This window comes from Limnohabitans sp. 2KL-27, from assembly GCF_001269345.1.
Taxonomy (GTDB): Bacteria; Pseudomonadota; Gammaproteobacteria; order Burkholderiales; family Burkholderiaceae_C; genus Limnohabitans_A.
The window spans coordinates 787,864-804,126 of record NZ_CXOP01000002.1; the positions used below are offsets into that span (position 1 = coordinate 787,864).

Here is a 16,263-nt window from a genome sequence, read left to right on the forward strand (position 1 = left end):
GGAGGGCGATCAAGTGGTTTGTGTCGGATGGGCCAACCACTGCGTGGCCAGTTCCACCCAATAGGTGCCGCCCAGCGGGATCAGGTCGTCGTTGAAGTCGTAGCTGGGGTTGTGCAAGGTGCAGGGGCCGCCGCCATGGCCCATTTCGCGGTGCGCGCCGTCGCCGTTGCTGATGAACACATACGCGCCGGGCTTGGCCTGCAACATGTAGGAAAAGTCTTCTGCGCCCATGGTGGGTTCTTGATGCATCACCTGCTCGGCCCCCACGATGCCGGCCATCACCTGGCGCGCAAAGTCGGCCTCGGCCGCGCTGTTGATGGTGGGTGGGTAGTTGCGCTCGAACTCGAATTCGCATTGGGCGCCAAAAGCGGCGCAAAGCGACTCGGCCACCTGCTTCATGCGGGATTCGATGAGGTCGAGCACCTCGATGCTGAAAGTGCGCACCGTGCCCTGCAGCTCACAGAAATCGGGCACCACGTTGGTGGCTTCACCCGCGTGGATCATGGTGACCGAAATCACGCCCGCGTCGACCGGCTTTTTGTTGCGGGTGATGATGGTCTGGAAACCCTGCACCATCTGGCAGGCAATCGGCACCGGGTCGATGCCGTTGTGCGGCAGCGCAGCATGGCTGCCCTTGCCGCGAATAATGATCTTGAACTCGTTGCTCGACGCCATGACCGGGCCAGGGCTCACTGCAAACGTGCCCACGGCAGCGCCGGGCCAGTTGTGCATGCCAAACACGGCCTGAATGGGAAACTTCTCAAACAGACCGTCCTTGATCATCTCGCGGGCACCGCCGCCGCCTTCTTCGGCGGGTTGGAAGATCAAATAAACCGTCCCGTCAAAGTCGCGGTGCTTGGCAAAGTGTTTGGCCGCAGCCAGCAGCATGGCCGTGTGGCCGTCGTGGCCGCAGGCGTGCATCTTTCCTTGGTGTTTGCTGGCGTGGGCAAAGGTGTTGAATTCCTGCATGGGCAGGGCGTCGATGTCAGCCCGCAAGCCAATGCCACGCCCGCATGCGCCGCCGTCACGCCCGTGCACGATGCCGACCACCCCGGTGGTGCCCATGCCGCGGTGGATGGGGATGCCCCAGTCGGTCAGCTGCTGGGCGACCACGTCGGCCGTGCGCACTTCCTGAAAGCACAGCTCGGGGTGAGCGTGGATGTCTTTGCGAATGGCCGCGATGCTGGCCGCGTCGGTGAGGATGGAGTCGAGGATTTTCATGGTCACAGTCTAGCCACACTTGAACAGGGTTGCCAACACCCCTGTGCACATGGGGGACAAGCGAGCCACCCGTCGAGGGCCGGGTTTGGGCCACAATGGCATCGAACCTTCGTCTCCAGCCAGACCGCCCCTTCGCACAGCCCCATGACAGACTCCCTTTTGGCCCCTCAGACCGTGCGCGGCGCGTGCCCGCACGACTGTCCAGACACCTGCGCCCTGCTGACCACGGTGGAAAACGGCCACGCCACCAAAGTGCAGGGCAACCCGGCGCACGCGCCCACCGATGGCGTGCTGTGCACCAAGGTCTCGCGCTACACCGAGCGCACCTACCACCCTGAACGTCTGCTGCAACCCTTGCGCCGGGTCGGGCCCAAGGGCTCGGGCCAGTTTGAGCCTGTGGGCTGGGACGAAGCCCTGGACGCGATTGCCGCTCGCCTGCGCACCATCGCTGCACGCGACCCGCAGGCCATCCTGTCTTACAGCTATGCGGGCACCATGGGCTTGGTGCAGGGCGAATCGATCTCAGCGCGGTTTTTCCACCAACTGGGTGCATCGCTGCTTGACCGCACCATCTGTGCCTCGGCCGGGGCCGAAGCCTTGACCCAGACCTTGGGCAACAAGGTGGGCATGAAGGTCGAGTTTTTTGCCGAATCCAAGCTCATTGTCATTTGGGGCAGCAACTCGATTGGTTCCAATCTGCACTTTTGGCGCATTGCGCAAGAGGCCAAGCGCCACGGCGCCAAGCTGGTCTGCATTGACCCCCGCCGCAGCGAGACCGCCGAAAAATGCCACGAACACATCGCCCTGCGCCCCGGCACCGACGCTGCGCTGGCACTGGCCCTCATGCACGAGCTGATCGTGAACGGCTGGCTGGATCAGGATTACATCGACCGCTACACCCTGGGCTGGGACGCCTTGAAAGCCCGCGCCTTGCAGTGGTCACCCGAGCGTGCGGCCGAGGTGTGCGGTGTGCCGGCGGCGCAAATTCGCCAGCTGGCCCGCGACTGGGGCACGACCCAGCCTGCGGCCATTCGCCTGAACTACGGCATGCAGCGTGTGCGCGGCGGCGGCAATGCGGTGCGGGCCATCGCCTGTTTGCCTGCGCTCACCGGGGCTTGGCGGCACCGGGCGGGCGGGGTGCTGCTGAGCAGTTCGGGGCATTTTCCGGTGCGGCGCGCGGCCTTGCAGCGGCCCGACTTGTTGGGTGAGCGGCGGCCCCGCACCCTCAACATGACCACCCTTGGCGACGATTTGCTGCGCCCGGCCTCGCCTGTGTTTGGCCCCAAAATTGAGGCCTTGATTGTCTACAACAGCAACCCGGTGGCCATCGCCCCCGAGTCGGGCAAAGTGGTGCAGGGCTTTGTCCGCGAAGACCTGTTCACCGTGGTGCTGGAGCATTTCCAGACCGACACGGCCGACTACGCCGATTTCATCTTGCCCGCCACCACGCAGCTGGAGCACTGGGACATCCACACCAGCTACGGCCACACCGATGTGTTGCTGAACCGCCCGGCGATTGCCCCTGTGGGCGACGCACGCACCAACACCGATATTTTTCGGGCGTTGGCTGCCCGCATGGGCTTTGACGACCCTTGTTTTGCCGAGAGCGACGAAAGCCTGTGCCGCAGCGCCATCGGTGACGAAAAAGATTTTGAGCAGCTGCTGGCGCATGGCTTTGCCTCATTGCCGGTGCCCGAGGCGCCATTCGCGCAGGGCGGCTTTCCCACGCCTTCTGGCCGGTGTGAATTTTTCAGCCAACGCCTGGCCGATCAGGGCCTGGACGGTCTGCCCGACCACTTGCCCAACTACGAGCTGGCCGCGCCCGGAGGCCGCTACCCGCTGGCCATGATTTCGCCACCTGCGCGCAACTTCTTGAATTCGACCTTTGTCAACGTGCAAAGCCTGCGCGACATCGAAGCAGAGCCGGTGTTGGAAATGCACCCGGAAGACGCCGCCGCGCGGGGCATTGTTGATGGGGCTGTGGTGCGTGTTTTCAACGATCGCGGCACTTACCACTGCAAAGCCAGGCTGAACCAGCGGGCGCGCTCTGGCGTGGTCCATGGCTTGGGCATCTGGTGGCGCAAGCTCGGCCTGAATGGCACCAACGTCAACGAGCTGACCAGCCAAAACCTGACCGATCTGGGCCGAGCACCCGTGTTTTACGACTGCTTGGTCGAAGTGGCCCCCGACACCGACCCTTCAACCCAACTCATGCCTCCCATCGCCCCAGAAAGCAACCATGCCTGAATTGAAGATCGAACGTGAACATGCCTTGGGTTTGGCGGGGGCGCGCACTGTGGCCGAGCGCTGGCGAGAGCAGGCTCAGCAGGAGTGGGGCATGACCTGCGCTTCAGAGCCTGGCGAGACCGAAGACCGCATGCGCTTTGAGCGCAGCGGCGTGAGCGGCCAGTTGACGGTGACCAGCACCCGCTTTGACCTGCACTTGAAGCTGGGCTTTTTGCTGGGCGCTTACAGCGGCAAGATCGAAGAAAAAATCCGGGCCAATCTGGACGAGTTGTTGGGCCCCGTGGCCTGAGTCAGCTTAAGGCAAATCTTTGTTCACCTCGGCCAGGGTGGCGTTGCGAGGCCCCACGTGGCCCAGGCGCGCTTTGAGCGACTGGGGTTGACGCGTCAGGATGGCGGCGTAGTTGGTGGTGTTGGACAGCACTTTTTTCACGTAATCGCGCGTTTCCTGAAACGGGATGTTTTCGGCCCAGATGGCGGCTTCGAGCACAGGGCCGTTGCGCCAGTTGCGCGGGCGGCTGGGGCCGGCGTTGTAAGCGGCCGTGGCCATGGGCATGGAGCCCTCAAAATCGTTCAGTACCAGTTTCAGGTAGCCGGTGCCAATGGCCACGTTGACTTCGCGGTCGGTGATTTGGTCCAGCGTGAAATTGTTCAAGCCAATTTTCTTGGCGGTCCATTTGGCGGTGGCGGGCATGACTTGCATCAGGCCGGACGCGCCCACATGCGAGCGGGCGTCCATGATGAAACGGCTTTCCTGGCGGATCAGGCCATAGACATAAGCCGGGTCGAGTTGAATCTCGCCCGCGCGGCGCACCACGATCTCTCGCAGGGGCATGGGAAAGCGCTGGTCAAAGTCGATGGCGTCTTTGGTTCGCTCGCTGGTGTTGATGCAACGGTCCCACACCTGGCGCTGGCAAGCCAGCTCGGCGGCAGCGAGCAGCTCGCGGTCGTTCATGCCGCCTGGGGTGTGCAAATTGGTGCTGTAGTTCCATTCGCGGTTGCCTTCCGGGCGCAGACCGATCTGGATGGCGTACAAGGCGCGCTGCAGACCGGGGTTGATCAGGGCTGCGGCTTTTTCTTGGGGCGTCAGCGCCGTGGGGCGTTCTGGCACGGTGATGGGCTGCCCCAGGTCTTCCAGCGCCAGTTGCTCGTAAAAACCCTTCACGCTGGCGATGCTGCGCAGCAGACCTTGCGCCTCTTGCCGCGGGGCCGCGTCCTGAGCCGTCGCCATCAGGGCGCGGGCTCGCCAATACACCCAGGCGGGGTCTTTTTGTGATTCCGGACTCATGGCCTGGGTGGCTGTCAACACTTGGCGCCACTGCCCTTGACGCAATGCTGCCCGCACCTTCCAGCTCAGCAGGTCGTCGCTCAGGTCACTGTCTTTTTGCACTTTGGCAAAGTGGCTGGCGGCGTTGTCTTGCAGTTTCCAGGCGGCTTGTTTGCCAATCACGCCCCATGTCCAGTTGCGCTCTTCTTGGCTCAGCTGGATGGCCCAGCGCCGGTTGAGCCAATCGGCCGCTTCGTCCGGGTCTTTGGCGGCCAGACGGATCAGGGCCAGCACCGCCAACTCTTTGCGGCTCTTGGTGATGGCCAGGATGCGTTTGTCCAGGTATTTGGCGGGGTCCGCGTGGATCAGGGCCACCTGTTCGGACAGTCGGGGCGCTTCGATGTCGACCGCCGCCTGTGCAGCCTTTGGACGGTTCGCATCCATGGCGATCCGGGCTTTGCGCCACAGATCCAGACCGTTGATCTGTTTGCCTGAATGCAGGTGGTCGGCCACGTAGGTGCAGCCGTCATCGGCTTCACGCAGGCTGTACCACAGGCGCTTGGCTTCCTCGGCCACGTCGGCTTTGCTGTTCATCGCTTCAGTGGCCAGCGCGTAGCAGCGCAATTCGCGGTCATCGCGCATGCGGTAGCGCGGGTATTCTGCGGTGAAGGTGGCCCAGTTGCGGCGTTTGCCCAGCTGCAGCAACCAGTCGTTGCGCAGGCGGTCCTCGTAGTAGCTGCCTGCGTAGGTCTGCAGGAAACCGCGAATTTCAGACTCGGGCGCGGTGTCCAGGCGCACGCGCATGTCCCAATAAGCGGCCAAAGGCTCCAGCACATGGCCCCGGACTTGCGGCAGCAGCGCAGACAAACGGTTTTTGTCACTTTTTCTGAAGGCTTGGTGCATCTCCAGGATCAGCGCATCGCCCTTGTTGGCGGGTTGGGCTTGGGCCTGTGCGTGGGGGCTCCAAAGGCCTGCTGCTGCCCATGCGCAAACCAGTGTCAGAATCTGAGTCAATTTCATGGGTCGATTATGGACAAAGCCGAAGCAAAACGCGCCTTGAGAAAAGCCTTGATTGAAGAAAGGTTGAACCTGCCCGATCGCCTGGCGCGGGCCGAAGCCTTGCAGCGCGTCATGCGCATTTGGCTGTTTGACCGCCCGGACACCGTGATCGGTGCCTATTGGCCCATCAAGGGCGAGTTTGACCCCTTGCCCGTCCTGCACCGCTGGAAGGAAGACGGTGAGTTGAACGGCGAGCCGCAGCGCCGCCGCATCGGCCTGCCTGTGGTCAACAAGCTGCACAAAACCCTGACATTCCACACCTGGTACCCCGGCTGCGCCATGGAAGAAGACGCCTACGGCATCCCCAAACCCAAAGACACCGAAGTCATCGTGCCCACCTTGCTGTTTGTGCCCTGCGTGGGCTACGGCACGGGCGGTTACCGCCTGGGATATGGCGGCGGCTTTTACGACCGCACACTGGCCACCTTGCAGCCCAAGCCTTTCACGGTCGGTTTGGGTTTCACCCACGGCTTTGTCGATGACCTCGAACCCGAAGACCACGACCAGCCACTGGACGCCATCCTGAACGACAACGGCGTGGTCTGGCCGGTTTGAGCGAGCAGCAGTAGACCTATGGCCCGCCCCAAATCAGCTACCCACGACATCAAGCGTGACGCGATCCTCGACATCGCCGCGCAATGCTTTGCCGAGCGCAGTTACCCTGCGGCCAGCATGAACGAGATCGCCACTGCGTGCGGCACCTCCAAGGCCCGGCTTTACCACTATTACGAGAGCAAAGAAGCGATCCTGTTTGACCTGCTGGACCGCCACACGCAGCGCTTGCTGGCGCTGATTGCGCAGACCGAGGCCACGGCCCAGCGCAAGAACCTGGACGAGCGCGCCACGCTGCACGAGCTGGTGCGGGCGTTTTTGCGGGAGTACGAAACCTCGGCCACCCGGCACGCGGCCTTGCTCAATGACACCCAGTTTTTGAGCGATGCCCCCGAGGCGGCCTTGCCCTCTGGCACGGTTTCGCCCCGAGAATTGATCCTGAACCGACAGCGTGACATCGTGGCCGCCATGACCCGTTTCATGAAACGCGCCTACCCCGATCGGCTCACCCCCACCAACCAGACTGCGCTGACCATGATGCTGCTGGGCATGATCAACTGGACCTTCACTTGGCTGCGCCCGGGTGGACCGATCAGCTACGCCGCATTTGCCGAAGAGGTCATCGCCATGCTTGAAAAAGGCCTCGGCTGATGCCTTCTGGGATTTACCAATGCGTAACGCATTTCGTTTAGGTAAAATCCATCCCATTCATTGACTGGAGCCCTTCGCATGTCCCAAGCCCCCACCAAAGCCTTTGCCAGCCAGGCCGATCTGAGCGAAAAGAAAATCACTTTCGAGCAACTCAGCCCCCATTGCTGGGCCTACACCGCCGAAGGCGACCCCAATTCGGGTGTGATCATCGGTGACCGTTTCATCATGGTCAGCGATGCCACGGCCACCCCGGCCATGGCGCAAGACCTGATCAAGAAGATCCGCACCGTCAGCGACCTGCCCATCAAATACGTGCTGCTGACCCATTACCACGCGGTGCGTGTGCTGGGCGCTTACGCCTACGCCGCCGAAGGCGCGACCGAGATCATCGCCAGCGAGGGCACGTTGGACCTGATCAAGGAGCGTGGCGCACAAGACATGAAGAGCGAGATGGAGCGCTTTCCCCGCCTGTTCCGTGGCGCCGACAGCGTGCCCGGACTGACCTGGCCCACCATGGTGGTGGGCGGTGGCGACCCGACAAAGAGCGAAGTGCCCGGCAAGCTCAGCATCAACCTCGGCGGCGTGGTGGTGCAAATCTGGCACCCGGGCCCGGGCCACACGCGTGGCGACACCATTGCTTGGGTGGAAGAAGAAAAAGTGCTGTTCTCAGGTGACCTGGTCGAGTACGAAGCCGGTGTGTACACGGGCGACGCACAACTTGAAGAGTGGCCCGCCACCCTGGAAGCCTTGCGTGCCCTCAAAGCCGAATTCATCGTGCCCGGCCGCGGCGAAGCCATGAAGGGCAACGCCAACGTCAACAAGGCCTTGGACTACACCCAGCGCTGGGTCACCACTTTGTTCCAAGCGGGCAAAGAAGCCGTGGCCGCCAAGATGGACCTGAAAGCCGCCATGGCCCACACCCGCCAAAGCATGGACCCGGTGTTTGGCCATGTGTTCATCTATGAGCACTGTCTGCCCTTTGACGTGACCCGTGCTTACGACGAAGCCAGCGGCATCAAGAACCCCCGCATCTGGACGGCCGAGCGCGACATGGAGATGTGGAAAGCGCTGCAAAGCTGAAGCCCGCTTCGGTCAGAGGCACCCACCCCGCCCTTGATCCGGCGGGGTTTTGCTTTTTGGGGGCTGGTTTGAGTCGGATCAGGGCTTGATCAAATCCCTGATGTCCCTTTCGTAGGCGCGCAATCGGCGTGTCACTTGTTGGCGCTGCTCCGGGGTGGTGGTGTTGTGCAGCTGGGCCAGGTTCTCGCAAGTGCGTTGCGACAGGCTTTGCATCACGGCGCGCTGCGCGGCTTCAGGCGGCTGCAGCCAGCGCTGCCAGACGCCCCACAGCAGCGCTTCCGCTTGCGCGGGCGTCACGCTGGTTTGGCTGATGCGCTGCAAAGCCGACAACAAATCCTGTTGGCGGCGCTGGCGGTCCTGACGGCCCCACTCCGCAGTCCAGGGTGACTGTGCCAGCTGCGCCTTGATCTGGCTGACTTGCACAGCGCTCAATTCGCCATAAAAGGAGCGGTAGCGCTCCAGCGTCTTGTCCAGCCTTCTTTGCAGCCGTTCGCTGTCGCTGCCCTGCAACCATTCTTTTTCCCATGCCTCATTCTGACTTTCCCAGTGCCGGGCCATGTGGCTCAGCTGCCGAGGGCCCAAGGCCATGGCCACAGGTGCGGCTTGAGCCACCGCTTCGCGCATCGAAGTGTCCATCCTGGCTTGCACATCGGTCCAGATGCGGCACACCTGTTCGGCCTGCACAGGCCCAGCAGACAATTGACTTGCGCGCTGCAACAGCTCGGCATAAGCGGGCAACTCCTCGCGGCGGTGCCATTGGTGCAAGTTGTCAATCGCTTGTTTGGCCCCCGGCGACTGCGCGCCACTGAACGACACGGTACTGTCCAACCACCAGTAAGACAAGGTGGGCAGCTGTTGATAGCCCAGCTTGATGGTGCTGCAGCCTTGCAGGACCAACAGTGCAAGAGGCAGAAACCAGGCGCGCATCATGTGTTGCCGCGAATCACCACGCGCCACTGAATCAATGTACCGGAGTCGCCCAAGGCTTGGTCCTTGACGCTGAGCGTCCAATTGCCCTGGGTAGAGACCGTAGACGAAACCGTTGATAAAAGATCAATGGGCTGAAATTTTCCTTGGCCCGAATCGCAGGATGAGCTGGTGCTATTCCAGTTGGCAGGAGGCGTCAGAGCCAAGGCAATACTGGATGCTGGCGGAGTAATGGTCCAAGTCAGGTCCGCCGGGCGTGGATGGTCGAGACAGATCTCTAGCGTGGCGGACGAGACGGTTTGCAATGCACAGTTTTGGTTGTCCCAATTGACCGATAGGCCTGTGCTGTTGTTGTCCGGAATGGCGCTGCCGGATGTGGCAGGGTAGGCTGCCCACAAGGTGCTGGAGTCGCAAACCACGCTGCTGGATGGGGTCGGGGCGCCATCGCCGCCTCCTCCGCCGCAGCTGGCCATTAAAAAGGTCAGGGCGAGCAAAGTGTTTGTTCGCAAAAAAAATGGCATGCAATGTTCCGCAAGTGTAGAGATCTCCATTGACAGCCCGGGGACTGGATGAGACCTCAAATTGGCAATATCGAGCATTTTCTACCTTTTGCCAAATCCTTCTTTCTAAACGCCTCAAGGCCGACGCGCCTTGTGGGACTGGAGTCTGGCGATAATTCAGCCTTGTTTGCCGCGTCCTGTCAGAGGGCCGCTTTTGAAAGACCCCCATGAGTTTGACCGCCCCGTTCCCTGTTGACGTCGTCGTGATGGCTGCCGGCAAAGGCACGCGCATGAAAAGCCGTTTGCCCAAGGTCTTGCAGCGTCTGGCCGGCGTGCCGCTGGTGCAGCATGTGCTGAACACGGCCGCCCAACTCAACGCCCGCTCCGCGGTGGTCATCACCGGCCACGGGGCCGAGCAGGTGGAGCCGCTGCTGCTGGCCCCTGGCCAAGCACTGGCCGTGCAGTGTGTGCGGCAAGAACCGCAATTGGGCACGGGGCACGCCGTTCAGCAGGCGGTGCCCGCCTTGGCCGACGACGGTGTGGTGGTGGTTTTGTCGGGCGATGTGCCGTTGACGCAGGCCGAAACCCTGCAAGCCTTGATGGCCCAATGCGGCGGTGACAAGTTGGCACTGCTGACCATCGACTTGGCCGACCCCACGGGCTATGGCCGCATCTTGCGCGATGGCGATGCCGTCAAGGCCATCGTAGAGCACAAGGACGCGGCCGAAGCCCAGCACCTGATCCAGGAGGTCTACAGCGGCATCATGGCGGTGCCCGCCAAGCTGCTCAAAGCCTGGCTGGCCCGGCTGGACAACCAGAACGCCCAAGGCGAGTACTACCTGACCGATGTGGTCAAGTTCGCCGTGGCCGATGGGGTGCCGGTGGTGGCGCACAAAATTGCCGATCCATTGCAAGTGGCCGGCATCAACAGCCCGGTGCAACTGGCCGAGCTCGAGCGCGCCCACCAACTGCGCCAAGCGCACCGATTCATGGCGCAAGGCGTGCGCCTGAAAGACCCCGCCCGCTTTGACCTGCGCGGCCAGCTCGACTGCGCGCAAGACGTCGAGATTGACGTGAACTGCGTGTTTGAAGGCCGCGTGTCCTTGGGTGAGGGCGTGAAAATCGGTGCGAACTGCGTGATCGCCAACTGCACCATTGCGTCGGGTGCGGTGATCCACCCCTTCACCCACATTGACGGCGAACAACTCGGCGTGAGCGTGGGCGAGGGCGCCTTGATCGGCCCGTTTGCCCGCCTGCGCCCTGGCGCGCAACTGGGGCCCGAGGTGCACATCGGCAACTTTGTCGAGGTGAAAAATTCCACCTTGGCCCAGGGCGCCAAAGCCAACCACCTGGCTTACCTGGGTGACGCGACGGTGGGCGAGCGTGTGAACTACGGCGCGGGCAGCATCACCGCCAACTACGACGGCGCCAACAAACACCGCACCGTGATCGAGGCCGATGTGCACATCGGTAGCAACTGCGTGCTGGTGGCCCCGGTCACGATTGGCGCAGGCGGCACCGTGGGCGGCGGCTCCACCATCACCAAGAGCACCGAGCCGGGCAGCTTGAGCGTGGCGCGTGGCAAGCAAATCAGCATCGCCAACTGGGCGCGCCCGGCCAAAAAGCCCAAAGCCTGAACCGGCGCATCGGGTCAGGTGTCTGTGGGCTTATCCGAGGACCGGCCAGGTCGTCGTGAACTTGGCCCGTTTGGTCGCGAAAAAAGCCTTCACATTGCGCACATTGCCATCTTGTGTAAACAGCGCTTGGCTGATGGCCAGGTAGTGCGGCATGTCACGCGCCTGCACCACCAACATGAAGTCCGGCCCGGGTGAGACCCGCCAGCACTGCTGGACCGCATCGTGCGCCACGGCGCTGGCTTCAAAGGCCTCCAGGTGTTCGCTGCCCTGCTTGTCCAAAGACACTTCCACCAAGGCTGTCAGGCCGTGGCCCAGCGTGGTGGCAAGCCGGTCGTTGCTGAGCACGGCCACTTGCCGCTCGACCCAACCGCCCTCGACCAGGCGTTTGACGCGGCGCAGGCAAGTGGGGGGTGAGACATGGACCTTTTCTGCCAGTGCCACATTGCTCAGGCTGGCGTCGCGCTGCAGGCTGTCGAGCAGTTGCAGGTCGATGGCGTCGAGTTCAATTGATTCCATAAAATGAATTTTAATGAAATAAAATTCCATAAATAATTGTTTATGAAATAAAAAATCAAAATCAATTCAAAAATGATCTGATATTTTTGTTTGGGGTGCCTACCATCGTTGCCATTCCCCCTTTTAAGGAGCCCCAGGATGTGTGGCATCGTCGGCGCAGTTTCTTTTCGCAACATCGTTCCCATCTTGGTTCAGGGCCTGCAACGGCTCGAATACCGGGGGTATGACTCCTGTGGTGTGGCGGTGCATGCGGCCAGCCTGAATGGGGGCACGAAAGGGCTGCAGCGCGCTCGCAGTACCTCGCGCGTGGCGGAGTTGATGGACCAGGTGTTGGCCGACCACATGGAAGGCGGCACCGGCATCGCCCATACCCGTTGGGCCACGCACGGTGCACCTGCCGTGCACAATGCGCACCCGCATTTCAGCCATGGCACGGGCGCAGCAGACACCAAGCCCGGCAAAGTGGCGCTGGTGCACAACGGCATCATCGAAAACCACGAAGAACTGCGCGCCGCTCTGCAAGCCAAAGGCTATGTGTTTTTGAGCCAGACCGACACCGAAGTCATTGCCCACCTGGTGGACAGCGTGTACGACGGCGATATTTTTGAAGCCGTCAAGACCGCCATTCGCCAGTTGCACGGCGCTTATGCCATTGCCGTGTTCCACAAAGACGAGCCGCAGCGGGTGATCGGTGCGCGTGCGGGCTCGCCCCTCATCTTGGGCGAAGGGCAGGGTGAAACCTTTTTGGCCAGTGACGCGATGGCCCTCGCCGGCGTGACCGATCAAATCGTCTATTTGGAAGAAGGCGACGTGGTGGACATCCAGCTGGGCAAATACTGGGTGGTGGACCGTGAGCACAAGGCCGTGACCCGCGCCGTGAAAACCGTGCACGCGCACAGCGGCGCGGCCGAACTCGGGCCCTATCGCCACTACATGCAAAAAGAAATTTTCGAGCAGCCACGCGCCATTGCCGACACCCTCGAAGGCGTGGAAGGCATCACGCCCGAGCTGTTTGGCGATGGTGCGTACAGCACCTTCAAGGCGATTGACAACGTGCTGATCCTGGCTTGCGGCACCAGCTACTACAGCGGCTGCGTCGCCAAGTACTGGATCGAGGCGATCGCCAAAGTGCCTTGTCAGGTGGAGATCGCCAGTGAATACCGTTACCGCGAATCGGTGCCCAACCCCCACACGCTGATCGTGACCATCACCCAAAGCGGCGAGACCGCCGACACTTTGGCCGCCTTGCGACACGCGCAAAGCCAGGGTATGGCGCACACCCTCACGATTTGCAACGTGTCCACCAGCGCCATGGTGCGCGAGTGCAAACATGCTTACGTGACCCGCGCCGGGGCCGAGATTGGCGTGGCCTCGACCAAAGCCTTCACCACCCAGCTGGCAGGTTTGTTTTTGCTGACGCTGGCGCTGGCGCAGACCAAGGGCCGCTTGAGCGACGAAGAAGAGGCCGGGCACATCAAAGCCATGCGCCACCTGCCTGCTGCGCTGCAAGCCGTGCTGGCGCTGGAGCCGCAAATCATCGCTTGGTCTCAAGAATTTGCCAGCAAAGAAAATGCCTTGTTCCTAGGCCGGGGCACGCACTACCCCATCGCACTCGAAGGTGCGCTCAAGCTCAAGGAGATCACCTACATCCATGCGGAAGCCTATGCGGCCGGTGAGCTCAAGCATGGCCCACTGGCGCTGGTCACCAGCGCCATGCCCGTGGTGACCGTGGCCCCCAACGACCAGCTGCTGGAAAAGCTCAAAAGCAATATGCAGGAAGTGCGTGCCCGTGGCGGTGTGCTGTATGTGCTGGCCGATGGCGGCACCAAGATCGAGAGCAGCGAAGGGGTGAACGTGATCCGCATGCCCGAGCACTACGGCGTGTTGTCACCCATCTTGCATGTGGTGCCGCTGCAGCTGCTGAGTTACCACACGGCGTGCGCGCGGGGAACGGATGTGGACAAGCCACGCAATTTGGCGAAGTCGGTGACGGTGGAGTAGAGAGTTAAATTGACCAAAGGCGGCTGGATGGATGTGCAAAAAATAGGATGAAGAATGCCAACAGCCTTGTCTTGAGTCGGCTCCCGTAGATGGGTTAGGCGTAATTGATGACAAGATGCCGAATATCTGTCATGTCTTCCATGGCATAGCGCGTGCCCTCACGGCCAAGACCGGATTCCTTCCACCCACCAAAAGGCATATTGTCGATTCGGTAGATGGGTACATCGTTGATCATCAGTCCGCCAACCTCCCAATCTTCAATTGCACGGAATGCATTTTTCAGGTTTTGTGTGAAGAACCCACCTTGTAAACCGTATTTGGAATTGTTGCACCGGGCAATGGCTTCTTCGAATTCATCGTAAACGCTGACGGTCATCACAGGGCCAAAGATTTCTTCAGCTTCCACCTTCATATGCGGCTGAGTATTGCTGAGCACGGTGGGCTGGACAACAGCACGATCACGGCGACCACCTGTCTCAATTTTTGCGCCTTGAGCCACCGCCTCTTCAACCCAGCCTTGAATGCGAATGGCTGAGCCCTCGTCGATCACGGGCCCGATATCGATACCTTCCTCAAGAGGGTCTCCGACCTTGCATTGTTCGATTTTTTCAATCAGTTTTTTCAGAAAGTTATCGTAAACCGATCGCTGCACCAAAATCCGTTGTACGCCAATACAGTACTGTCCCCCATAAACCACGCCGCCCCGAACGCAACGCGCTACAGCCTGGTCTATATCGGCATCCTCTGCCACGATCACGGCCCCATTGCCACCCAGCTCTAGAGCCACCTTCTTTCGGCCGGCGATAGATTTGATGTGCCATCCCACCTTCGCACTTCCTGTAAAACTCACCATGGCGAAGCGTTCATCTTTCACCATGGATTCAGCCAAGGGTACCGAGCAATGACAAACTTCAAGTGCACCATCGGGGAGTCCTGCATCACGAAGCAGCTCTTGGAGTAGAACGGATGTCAAAGGGGTTTGAGGTGCTGGCTTCAAAACCACGCTATTTCCAACGGCCAACGCTGGCGCAACTTTGTGCAACACCAAATTCAAAGGGAAATTGAAAGGTGCAATCGCCAAAATCGGACCAATAGGGAAACGTCGTGCGATGCCAATACGCCGGCGCATGCCAGAAAGCTTGTCGAGATTGAGATCTTGCAGCGCGATTGGTTTGCCGCTGGCGTCAGTTGACTGGTATTCGAAAACACCCGCATCCATATCGAGTGGAACTTCCTCTCCACTGAACCGCCGGGCCTCAGCGGCGGAATTGCTGAGGTTAAAGATGGCTCTGGACACCTCGCCGCGTGCGTCGTAAAGAGGCTTGCCCGCCTCTTGAGCAATCAATTTGGCAAATTCCTCCCGACGAGCTTTGAGTCCCTCTGATGCGCGCATCAGGATGTCTGCCCGAACAAATCGCGGCAACTTTCGCATGACTTGAAAAGCGGCCTGAGAGCGCTGAATTGCTGATTCAATATCCTGACTTTCTGACTCAGGCATCTCGCCAACGATGGCTTGGTTGTAGGGGGAAAAAATCTTGACGGTTTTCATGGAAGCACTCCAAAAGAACAAGGCGAACAGTGCTTGCAATTAGATTCTTAAACCACCAGACAGAGAAGTCAGTCCTCCGCAACCATATGTTGCTCAAACTAGAACAGTCTTGATGCAAGGCATGATTTAGCTGTAAGTCGATTTGGCCGTATCAAGCAGCATGGCTAAAAATTTACGTGCCGCGCCAGAAGGGGTGCGGGACTGCTGAGTGATGATGTCAATACTTGCTGCGGAGCAGATGGCGTCTTTTATAGGGATGGCTGCCAAGGTTTGATTTGAGACCTCCCGTTCGAAAACAATTCGAGGCAAACATGTCAGCATATCCGTTTGAGAGACGAGCTGTTTGATGAGCTGCAGCGAATCAGATTCGAAGGCGATGGTGAGCTCTGACTGAGTCGCATGCATGGTCTGGTCGATGAGCCGACGAATGCCAAATCGACGATTCGGTAATGCGAATTGAAAATTTTTGAGTTGAGAAAAGCTGGTTTCGCCGTCTTGAAAAACGGGATGGCCGGGACGAGCCACCAAGTTCAGGGGTTGGGCAATTCGCGCCCGAAGAATCACATCCTCCCTGGAGGGGCAGTTGAATGCCAAGCCAATTTCAGACTCACCTCGACCCACACGATGAGCGACATCGTTTGAGCCACAAACAACGACTTCAAACTTGATGCCGGGGAAAGAAGCTGAAAAACGGGCAAGAACATCAGGCAAAAAACTGGTGGTTGCACCTTCAATAGTGGCAATTCTTACAGCCCCGTGTCTGAGCTCATCAATGTCTTCAATACGATGTAAAAGTGCTTCAACTCCCCGGTTGCTTTCCTCAACGAACAAGAAAAGCTCGCGGCCAACTTCAGTGAGTTGCATGCCTTTGGCTGTGCGAACGAACAACTTTGCATCTAGAAATTTCTCAAGTTGAGAAATCTGACGGCTCAGAGCGCTGGGTGCGATGTCTTGCAGGTCAGCAGCCACACGCAACGAGCCATTGCGGGCAACATCAGCGAAATATTTGAGGACATGAGGCTGGAGCATCTGTAGCGGCCCTGTTCGCGAAATGAGAAC

The 16,263-nt window shown here is 60.3% G+C and carries 14 protein-coding genes; 7 read left to right on the plus strand and 7 right to left on the minus strand.

Annotated elements, in window-relative coordinates; translation table 11 throughout:
* Positions 1-9: 9 nt before the first annotated feature.
* Entirely contained in the window at positions 10-1,221 is a 1,212-nt protein-coding gene (locus LHAB_RS06585) for a M20 aminoacylase family protein (RefSeq protein ID WP_090044851.1), read from the minus strand.
* Between the two features lie 144 nt (positions 1,222-1,365).
* On the opposite strand from LHAB_RS06585, the gene LHAB_RS06590 reads away from it, so the two are divergent.
* Together LHAB_RS06590 and LHAB_RS06595 are read left to right on the plus strand one after the other, a co-directional pair.
* A complete protein-coding gene (locus LHAB_RS06590) occupies positions 1,366-3,468 on the plus strand; it encodes a molybdopterin-containing oxidoreductase family protein (protein WP_090044853.1) in 2,103 nt (700 codons plus the stop codon).
* Complete coding sequence (locus LHAB_RS06595) at positions 3,461-3,757, plus strand: polyhydroxyalkanoic acid system family protein (RefSeq protein WP_090044855.1); 297 nt, start codon at positions 3,461-3,463, stop codon at positions 3,755-3,757. The genes LHAB_RS06590 and LHAB_RS06595 overlap by 8 nt, the downstream gene beginning before the upstream one ends.
* A gap of 6 nt (positions 3,758-3,763) precedes the next feature.
* Here the strand turns inward: LHAB_RS06595 and LHAB_RS06600 are convergent, their stop codons facing one another.
* A complete protein-coding gene (locus LHAB_RS06600) occupies positions 3,764-5,752 on the minus strand; it encodes a lytic transglycosylase domain-containing protein (protein WP_090044857.1) in 1,989 nt (662 codons plus the stop codon).
* Positions 5,753-5,761: 9 nt separating this feature from the next.
* Here LHAB_RS06600 and LHAB_RS06605 point away from each other — a divergent pair, with 9 nt between their 5' ends.
* From LHAB_RS06605 to LHAB_RS06615, 3 genes are all read left to right on the plus strand, one after another.
* The gene (locus tag LHAB_RS06605) at positions 5,762-6,346 is read left to right on the plus strand and encodes a 5-formyltetrahydrofolate cyclo-ligase (RefSeq protein ID WP_090044859.1); all 585 of its coding nucleotides are present in this window, start codon (positions 5,762-5,764) and stop codon (positions 6,344-6,346) included.
* Between the two features lie 18 nt (positions 6,347-6,364).
* The gene (locus LHAB_RS06610) at positions 6,365-6,994 is read left to right on the plus strand and encodes a TetR/AcrR family transcriptional regulator (RefSeq protein WP_090044861.1); all 630 of its coding nucleotides are present in this window, start codon (positions 6,365-6,367) and stop codon (positions 6,992-6,994) included.
* 78 nt (positions 6,995-7,072) lie between these two features.
* On the plus strand, positions 7,073-8,074 hold the full coding sequence (locus LHAB_RS06615; RefSeq protein WP_090044863.1) for an MBL fold metallo-hydrolase: 1,002 nt from the start codon (positions 7,073-7,075) through the stop codon (positions 8,072-8,074).
* A gap of 78 nt (positions 8,075-8,152) precedes the next feature.
* Here LHAB_RS06615 and LHAB_RS06620 read toward each other — a convergent pair whose 3' ends face one another.
* Positions 8,153-9,004 carry a DUF6279 family lipoprotein gene (locus LHAB_RS06620; RefSeq protein ID WP_090044865.1) on the minus strand — a complete coding sequence of 284 codons (852 nt, stop codon included), beginning with the start codon at positions 9,002-9,004 and terminating at the stop codon, positions 8,153-8,155.
* Positions 9,001-9,600, minus strand: a complete 600-nt coding sequence (locus LHAB_RS06625) for a proprotein convertase P-domain-containing protein (RefSeq protein WP_090044867.1) — start codon at positions 9,598-9,600, stop codon at positions 9,001-9,003. Before LHAB_RS06625 ends, LHAB_RS06620 begins: the two co-directional genes overlap by 4 nt.
* Positions 9,601-9,728: 128 nt before the next feature.
* Here LHAB_RS06625 and glmU point away from each other — a divergent pair, with 128 nt between their 5' ends.
* A complete protein-coding gene (gene glmU, locus LHAB_RS06630) occupies positions 9,729-11,138 on the plus strand; it encodes a bifunctional UDP-N-acetylglucosamine diphosphorylase/glucosamine-1-phosphate N-acetyltransferase GlmU (protein ID WP_194943115.1) in 1,410 nt (469 codons plus the stop codon).
* Positions 11,139-11,168: 30 nt separating this feature from the next.
* On the opposite strand, the gene LHAB_RS06635 is transcribed toward glmU, so the two are convergent.
* Positions 11,169-11,654, minus strand: coding sequence for an Lrp/AsnC family transcriptional regulator (locus tag LHAB_RS06635; RefSeq protein WP_090047739.1), 486 nt, complete (start codon positions 11,652-11,654; stop codon positions 11,169-11,171).
* A gap of 138 nt (positions 11,655-11,792) precedes the next feature.
* On the opposite strand from LHAB_RS06635, the gene glmS reads away from it, so the two are divergent.
* Positions 11,793-13,655 carry a glutamine--fructose-6-phosphate transaminase (isomerizing) gene (gene glmS / locus LHAB_RS06640; protein WP_090044868.1) on the plus strand — a complete coding sequence of 621 codons (1,863 nt, stop codon included), beginning with the start codon at positions 11,793-11,795 and terminating at the stop codon, positions 13,653-13,655.
* Between the two features lie 94 nt (positions 13,656-13,749).
* On the opposite strand, the gene LHAB_RS06645 is transcribed toward glmS, so the two are convergent.
* Together LHAB_RS06645 and LHAB_RS06650 are read right to left on the minus strand one after the other, a co-directional pair.
* Positions 13,750-15,204 carry an aldehyde dehydrogenase family protein gene (locus LHAB_RS06645; RefSeq protein ID WP_090044871.1) on the minus strand — a complete coding sequence of 485 codons (1,455 nt, stop codon included), beginning with the start codon at positions 15,202-15,204 and terminating at the stop codon, positions 13,750-13,752.
* 126 nt (positions 15,205-15,330) lie between these two features.
* Entirely contained in the window at positions 15,331-16,233 is a 903-nt protein-coding gene (locus LHAB_RS06650; RefSeq protein ID WP_090044873.1) for a LysR family transcriptional regulator, read from the minus strand.
* Between the last annotated feature and the right edge of the window lie 30 nt (positions 16,234-16,263).

Coding starts and splice junctions, on each gene's coding strand:
- LHAB_RS06605 (WP_090044859.1), top strand. CDS start 5,762: ATGGACAAAGCCGAAGCAAAACGCGCCTTGAGAAAAGCCTTGATTGAA.
- LHAB_RS06635 (WP_090047739.1), bottom strand. CDS start 11,654: ATGGAATCAATTGAACTCGACGCCATCGACCTGCAACTGCTCGACAGC.
- LHAB_RS06650 (WP_090044873.1), bottom strand. CDS start 16,233: ATGCTCCAGCCTCATGTCCTCAAATATTTCGCTGATGTTGCCCGCAAT.
- LHAB_RS06585 (WP_090044851.1), bottom strand. CDS start 1,221: ATGAAAATCCTCGACTCCATCCTCACCGACGCGGCCAGCATCGCGGCC.
- LHAB_RS06615 (WP_090044863.1), top strand. CDS start 7,073: ATGTCCCAAGCCCCCACCAAAGCCTTTGCCAGCCAGGCCGATCTGAGC.
- LHAB_RS06645 (WP_090044871.1), bottom strand. CDS start 15,204: ATGAAAACCGTCAAGATTTTTTCCCCCTACAACCAAGCCATCGTTGGC.
- LHAB_RS06600 (WP_090044857.1), bottom strand. CDS start 5,752: ATGAAATTGACTCAGATTCTGACACTGGTTTGCGCATGGGCAGCAGCA.
- LHAB_RS06625 (WP_090044867.1), bottom strand. CDS start 9,600: ATGCTCGATATTGCCAATTTGAGGTCTCATCCAGTCCCCGGGCTGTCA.
- LHAB_RS06590 (WP_090044853.1), top strand. CDS start 1,366: ATGACAGACTCCCTTTTGGCCCCTCAGACCGTGCGCGGCGCGTGCCCG.
- glmU (WP_194943115.1), top strand. CDS start 9,729: ATGAGTTTGACCGCCCCGTTCCCTGTTGACGTCGTCGTGATGGCTGCC.
- LHAB_RS06610 (WP_090044861.1), top strand. CDS start 6,365: ATGGCCCGCCCCAAATCAGCTACCCACGACATCAAGCGTGACGCGATC.
- glmS (WP_090044868.1), top strand. CDS start 11,793: ATGTGTGGCATCGTCGGCGCAGTTTCTTTTCGCAACATCGTTCCCATC.
- LHAB_RS06620 (WP_090044865.1), bottom strand. CDS start 9,004: ATGATGCGCGCCTGGTTTCTGCCTCTTGCACTGTTGGTCCTGCAAGGC.
- LHAB_RS06595 (WP_090044855.1), top strand. CDS start 3,461: ATGCCTGAATTGAAGATCGAACGTGAACATGCCTTGGGTTTGGCGGGG.